The organism is Candidimonas sp. SYP-B2681 (assembly GCF_003971065.1).
GTDB lineage: Bacteria > Pseudomonadota > Gammaproteobacteria > Burkholderiales > Burkholderiaceae_B > Pollutimonas.
In genome coordinates this window covers 39031-45686 of record NZ_RYDV01000010.1, presented here as the reverse complement: position 1 = coordinate 45686, position 6656 = coordinate 39031, and the positions used below count along the sequence as shown (strand labels likewise).

The following is a 6656-nucleotide window of genomic DNA, read 5'->3' as shown; positions in this document are numbered from 1 at the left end:
GGCGCTCGCGGGCAGCTTGCCCTTAGGGACCCCTATCGGTTCTTTCTTCTGGTCTCGTGCCATGGCTTGTCTCCTTTAAGACAATCATAGACCCGAACACAAAATTTCCGACACTCTCCGTGCTTCGCCGGGCTACCCGGCCGTTCCGTTGTCCTCGGGGCGGGCGAAGAACTCGTGGGGTCAACAGCCCAAGGGACTGTTGACAAGCGCCCCACTCAGACAGCTTCGCCCTTTTTTCCCCGATGCCAACGGCCCGCCCGGCTTGCTCAACCTTTCGCCCAGCCCCCGCGGACCCTCTGCACCTGGGGGCAATGATCATTGGACGAACCCGGTCATCGGCGTGAGGGCCGGGGATCCAGTGGCAGGGTGGGGGAGGCTCGGCGGCGTCTGGGCTTGCCCTAGCCAGTGTGGTCGGGCACGCGTCTCCATCTTGTGGCCAGGATTATGGGTCGAACTCACTTGTCAGCCCTCGGACGGGATGATGCCGCGGCGTGAATCTCGAATCCAGTGTCAGTGCTTCGGGGCAGGCGAACTAAGCGGTCGCCAGGGCTGGGATCTTGGACCTGGGAGCCCCGGCAACGAGACCGCAAACGCCTTGAGCAGCCCCGGCGCCAAGCATAGGTACCGGTTAAGGACTCAGAAGGCATATCGCGAGATATCTACGGTTCTCGCTCTCGTCTTCCCTTTGCTCTCCCGCACCTCAGCGGCGACGCTTTCTGTCGCGGCATCTTAAGTAATCTTTCTTTCATTGACGACACCGTGTCCGGTGCATCGTTGGACAGCTCGTTCGCCTCGTTTAACGCTATCCCTGCCTGATGGATACGCCGGGCGCTTCAACGCGAAGCGTGGCAGCGCTTTGACGCCCATCGCGGCGCCACGTTTGGCGCCCGTTCCGTCCTCTTTCTCCCAAATAAAAGTTTGTCACAACTTAATAGCAAAAATGTATACAGTTTCGTTGACACTATTTGTTCGGTGATTGTAGACTCAGCGAAAAGACGCAAAGTTAATTGTGACTGTCACGCGGGTGGAACAGAGACATGAATAAGCAAGGAAGCGATAGCGGCGAAGGGCGCAACGGGCCGTTGTCGGGCTATCGGGTGATTGAGCTGGGGTCGACGGTGGCGGGGCCGTTTTGTGCGCGGCTGATGGCTGACTTCGGGGCTGAGGTGATCAAGGTCGAACAAAAGCAGGGCGATGCCGTCCGTTATATGGGTAACCAGAAAGACGGCCGCTCGCTGTATGGGGCTTCGATACTGCGCAACAAGAAGATCATCTCGGTGGACCTGCATCAGGAGAAAGGCCGCGAGATAGTTCGCAAGTTGTGCGAGAAGGCGGATATTGTTATCGAGAACTTCAAGCCTGGCACGCTGGAACGCTGGGGCATGGGTTATGAAACGCTATCGGCGGGGAACCCTGGCTTGATTCTCGTGCGTATCAGCGGTTATGGACAAGATGGTCCTTACAGCCAGCGTCCGGGCTATGGCGTGGTGTGTGAGGCCTTCAGCGGGGTGCGCGAGGTCACGGGTGATCCGGATCGTCCGCCGGCGCGGGTCGCGGTATCCATGACGGATTACATCACCGGTTTGTATGGTGCCTTCGGTGCAGTGATGGCCGTATTAGAGCGCCAGCGTACGGGCCGCGGGCAGGTCATTGATTCTGCGCTCTACGAGGCCGCATTCAGCTTTATGGAGCCACACATCCCGGCCTTTCAACAGTTGGGCTTGATTGCCCGGCGTTGTGGATCGCGCCTGCCGGGTCACACGCCGAACACCTTGTTCCCGACGTCGGATGGGCGCTACATCCATATTACGGCCGGTTCCCAGAGCATTTTCAAGCGTTTGGTCGCGGTCATGGGCATGACCGAACTGCTGGACGACCCGCGCTACGCCTCGCCGACTGCGCGCGCACAGAATGAAGACGCGACGGAAGCCATTGTCAGCGAATGGACCTCGGCGCGCACGCTTGAGGAACTGGAACGGCTTCTTGGCGAGGCCGGTGTGCCGGCTTCGCGAATTTTCAATATGGAGGACATCTTTGCGGATCCTCACTATCAGGCCCGCAACATGATTGTCACGCCCGAGGATCCCGAGCTTGGGCCGGTGGCCATGGCGAACGTTGTGCCGCGAATGTCGAGTACGCCAGGAGCGGTTCGCTGGGCCGGGCGCGACATCGGTCAGGACACCGATTCGGTCTTGGCCGAGCTGCTGGGACTGACGCCTGAAACGCTCGACGCCCTGGCAGCGCAAGAAATTATTTACAGAGCAGACGAAACCGAACAGGTCGAGTCCCAACAAGGCTACGCCGCCATTCGGCAGGCAGTCAAGGAGACGCAGTAATGCCACAAATCGAAATTATTTCGCCCGTCACGGGAACCGTCTGGAAGATCGAGCGGGCCGTGGGCGATACCGTCAGCGAAGGCGACGTCATCATGATATTGGAATCCATGAAGATGGAGATCCCCGTCGAAGCCCCCGAGTCGGGTGTGCTGACATCGTTGAGCGTAGAGCCGGGTAACAGTGTCGATGAAGATCAAGTGTTAGGTAGGGTAGAAGCATGAAATATTCCCATGAATCGGTAGCGGCGCCTTCCTTGGGGTCGCAAGCGCCCACGCCAGACGAAAAGTTTGCCGAACTCAAGTTCCGCCGCGCGGAGTCAATGAAGATGGGTGGCCATGCTGCCATCGAACGTCAGCACCACGCTGGCCGGCTTACCGTTCGCGAGCGCATCGAAAAACTGGTTGATGCAAGCAGTTTCCGCGAGGTCGGCACCTTGGCCGGCACAGGCACCTATGACGAAAGCAAACGCCTGGTCTCGGTCACGCCGGCTCCCTATGTCGCCGGGCTGGCCAAGATCGATGGCCGCGCCGTCGCGATTGGGGGCGAAGACTTCACTGTCCGGGGCGGAACGACCTTTGGCAGCGCTCGTCGCAAAGGTGGCCAGGGTGGCTTCATTGAAGATTTGGCGCATCACTACCGCATCCCGCTGGTAAATTTGATCGACGGCGCCGGTGGCAGTGTCACGTCGCTGAAGCGGCGCGGCCATAGCGTGTTTCCGGGCGTACATGGTTTCGAGCAATCGGTGCAGCTGCTTGGCGAAGTCCCGGTCGCGTCGGCTGTGCTGGGAACTGCCGCAGGGGGACCGGCCGGGCGCGCAATTCTGTCGCACTTCTCGGTCATGGTGCGGGGCACTAGCCAGATTTTCGCTGCCGGCCCTCCGGTAGTGAAACGGTCATTGGGCCAAACCATAGACAAAAATGATCTGGGCGGCACCAAGGTGGCCGTCGATATAGGCGGCACCATCCATAACGCAGCGGATTCCGAAGATGAAGCGCTTGAGCAGATTCGACGTTTTCTAAGCTTTATGCCCAGTAATGTATGGGAATTGCCGCCCGTCACCGAGTGCAACGATCCGGTCGACCGCATGGACGAGCGCTTGGCGTCCATCGTGCCCGAGAAACGCACCCAGGCCTACAACATGCACCGTCTGGTGCGGATGGTGTGTGACGAGGAGTCCAGCTTCGAGATCCAGCCGAGTTACGGTAAGTCGGTGATCACCATGCTGGCCCGATTGAACGGGCGCCCGGTGGGGTTCATCGCCAATAATCCCATGGTCTACGGCGGCGCCATGGACGTGCACTCGGCACGCAAGCAGATTCATTTCATGGAATTGTGCGACACCTTCCACATTCCACTGGTGTTCTTCGTGGATGTACCAGGTTTCATGGTCGGATTGAAAGCCGAGCAAGAAGGCACCCTGCGCGAAGGTATGCGCGCGGTTTATGTTGCCGGTCAGCTGCGTATACCGACCATCACCCTGGTGATTCGCAAGTGCTACGGTATGGCGGGCATGGCCACTTGCAACAAAAACGACGTCGACCTCAAGCTGGCCTGGCCTTCGGCCGAGTGGGGTTCCCTGCCGGTTGAAGGAGGGGTGGCCGCGGCTTTCCGTAAAGACATCATGGCGGCGCCCGATCCTGCCGCGCGCGAAAAGGAGATCGAGGCCGAGTTCAAACCCTATGCGTCCCCGTTCAGGACCGCGGAAGCGTTCGCCGTCGAAGAAATAATCGACCCACGTGAGACGCGTCCCGTGCTGTGCGAGTTTATCGAATTGGCAGAAAAAAGGCTGCGCTCCGACGTCGGTCGCAAAGCGCGTTATGGCGTGCAGCCCTGAGCGTTTCTTGCAAGGATATCAACATGGCAGATAAATTACTGATCGCTAACCGAGGCGAAATTGCGTGTCGCATCATTCAAAGCTGTAAGCGCTTGGGGATACAAACCGTCGCGGTTTACTCCGAGGCTGACAGCAGTGCGCGACATGTGGAGCTGGCCGATGAATCCGTCGCCATTGGCCCGGCGGCGGCGCGCGAAAGCTACCTTAAAGTAGACGCCATCCTGGAGGCCGCACGCCGTTGCGGGGCCACCGCGGTGCATCCTGGCTATGGTTTCCTGTCGGAAAACGCCGAGTTTGCCTCGGCGGTCATGCAAGCCGGGATGGTTTGGGTGGGGCCTTCGCCCCAGAATATTATCGATATGGGTGACAAGGAGCGCGCTCGCGCCATTGCCAAGGCCGCCGGCGTGCCGGTACTGCCGGGAAGCACCCGCTTTTATCCCGACGCGATGGACAGTTTGGCCGAGGCCGGCGAGGAAGTCGGCTTTCCGTTGCTGGTCAAGGCGGCCGCCGGCGGAGGCGGTATTGGCATGCGACAGGTAGATAGCCCTGACGTTCTTGACGCTGTGGTGAGATCTACGCAGTCTATGGCAGGCAAGGCCTTTGGCGACGCAGGCGTATATTTGGAACGCTTCGTACCCCATGCGCGGCACATCGAAGTCCAGGTGTTTGGATTCGGCGACGGCACCGCCATCCATTTGCACGACCGGGAATGCTCCGTGCAGCGACGCTTTCAAAAAATTATCGAAGAAGCGCCGGCCCCCGAGCTGCCCGACGCGGTGCGTTCCGAACTGCATCGCGCCGCCGTCTCGCTTGCGTGCACGCAAAAGTACAGTGGCGCGGGCACGGTTGAATTCATCTACGACCGCGACCGCGAGACCGCCTACTTTCTCGAAATGAACACTCGCATCCAGGTCGAGCATCCGACCACCGAGATGGTCACTGGTATCGATATCGTCGCCTGGCAGCTCTTGCATGCGCTTGGCAGACTCGACAAGATTTCTCAGGATGACATCACCATCAAGGGGCATGCCGTCGAGTGCCGTTTGTACGCAGAAAGGCCGGAGAAAAACTTCTTGCCTTCGCCGGGTCTCATCACCGCGCTGAATTGGCCGGAAACCGATGCATCGTTGCGCATCGATTCAGGGGTGCGGGTAGGAGACCGCATTACAAGCTTCTACGACCCAATGATCGCCAAGCTTATCGCCCACGGCCAAGTTCGCCAGCAGGCGATCGAGCGTTTGATCGCTGCGTTCGAGGGTCTGGTGGTCGAAGGTCCCGGGACCAATGCAAATTTCCTTGCGGAGGTAATGAAAGATGCGCGCTTCCAAGCGGCCGATGTCACGACCGGCTACGTCGATCAGTACTTTATGAAGCGCAAGGCGCTGGCGGCAAACTAAGCGTTCAGCGTCAGGCGCGATGAACGGCTCTTCAAGCTGGCGTCCGACGAAGTACAAAACGCAAAATTTATAGATCATGGAGACAAAAATGTTCAAGAATCTAAGTAAGCTGGCGCTCGCTATCAGCCTGTCGGTGATGGGCGCAAGCGGCGCGGTGGCCGCCGATGCGACCGCGGACTACCCCTCCAAGCCGATCAAGATGTATATCGGCTTCTCGGCCGGCAGCGCCACCGACATAGTCGGACGCGTCATCGCCGAAGGCTTAGCTAAACGGTTGAATCAACCAGTCGTTGTCGAGAACAAGGTCGGGGCGGGCGGCTCTATTGCGGCCCAGGATACCGCAAGGGCCCCTCGGGACGGCTACACCCTTCTTACTGTATCGAGCGCCATCGCCGTGAATCCGGCTGTGTACCTGAGCGCGGGCGACGTGATCGACAAGTTGCAGCCCATTGCCTTGATCGGCTACCTGCCCACCGTGCTTATGGCTTCAAGCAAACTGCCCGTTAATACGGCGCAAGAATTCATTGCCTACGCAAAGAAAAATCCTGGCATCGTGAACTTCGGTAGCTCTGGGATCGGCGGGTCGACGCATATGGCGATGGAGGCTCTTTCTAGCGCTACCGGGACAAAGTTGGTGCATATTCCCTATAAGGGAAACGGCCAGGCGAGCGCTGCACTGCTGGGAAACCAAATCGATGCAATGATAGAAACCATTCTGCTTGCGGCGCCGGTTATCACGTCGAATCGGGCCAAAGGCCTGGCTATCTCCGGCAAGAAGCGTTCACCGCTCATTCCGAACGTGCCCACCTTTAGCGAGGCCGGCATACCTGAATACGACCGCAGCCTGTTTTTCGGAGTGATGGCGCCTGCCGGTCTGCCCGCTGGCTTGGTCGAAAAACTCAATAAAGAAATCAACCTGGTCTTGAAGGATCCGGCGATTCGCGAGCGGCTAACACAGGCCGGCGGCCTGACGCTTCAGGAAGGTAGTGCGGAAGACTTCAAGAAGACGTTGGAAGAGGAAGTTGCATTGTGGAAGCGTGTTGCGGCTGGCGCTGGCATTAAACCGCAATGAAGATTACCGGCGGCGAG

At 59.0% G+C, this 6656-nt stretch carries 5 protein-coding genes; all 5 read left to right on the top strand.

Annotation, left to right across the window (positions count from 1 at the left end; all coding sequences use genetic code 11):
• Window positions 1–1037: 1037 nt before the first annotated feature.
• The 5 genes from EKL30_RS17835 to EKL30_RS17815 all read left to right on the top strand — a co-directional run bounded on the left by EKL30_RS17835 (window position 1038) and on the right by EKL30_RS17815 (window position 6639).
• Window positions 1038–2336: a CaiB/BaiF CoA-transferase family protein gene (locus tag EKL30_RS17835; protein ID WP_126708608.1), complete on the top strand. Its 1299-nt coding sequence runs from the start codon at window positions 1038–1040 to the stop codon at window positions 2334–2336.
• Window positions 2336–2557 carry an acetyl-CoA carboxylase biotin carboxyl carrier protein subunit gene (locus EKL30_RS17830; protein WP_126708607.1) on the top strand — a complete coding sequence of 74 codons (222 nt, stop codon included), beginning with the start codon at window positions 2336–2338 and terminating at the stop codon, window positions 2555–2557. The genes EKL30_RS17835 and EKL30_RS17830 overlap by 1 nt, the downstream gene beginning before the upstream one ends.
• Complete coding sequence (locus tag EKL30_RS17825) at window positions 2554–4170, top strand: acyl-CoA carboxylase subunit beta (RefSeq protein ID WP_126708606.1); 1617 nt, start codon at window positions 2554–2556, stop codon at window positions 4168–4170. Before EKL30_RS17830 ends, EKL30_RS17825 begins: the two co-directional genes overlap by 4 nt.
• A 23-nt stretch (window positions 4171–4193) precedes the next feature.
• Window positions 4194–5567, top strand: coding sequence for an acetyl/propionyl/methylcrotonyl-CoA carboxylase subunit alpha (locus EKL30_RS17820; RefSeq protein ID WP_126708605.1), 1374 nt, complete (start codon window positions 4194–4196; stop codon window positions 5565–5567).
• Between the two features lie 88 nt (window positions 5568–5655).
• Window positions 5656–6639, top strand: coding sequence for a tripartite tricarboxylate transporter substrate binding protein (locus tag EKL30_RS17815; protein WP_158618439.1), 984 nt, complete (start codon window positions 5656–5658; stop codon window positions 6637–6639).
• Window positions 6640–6656 lie beyond the last annotated feature (17 nt).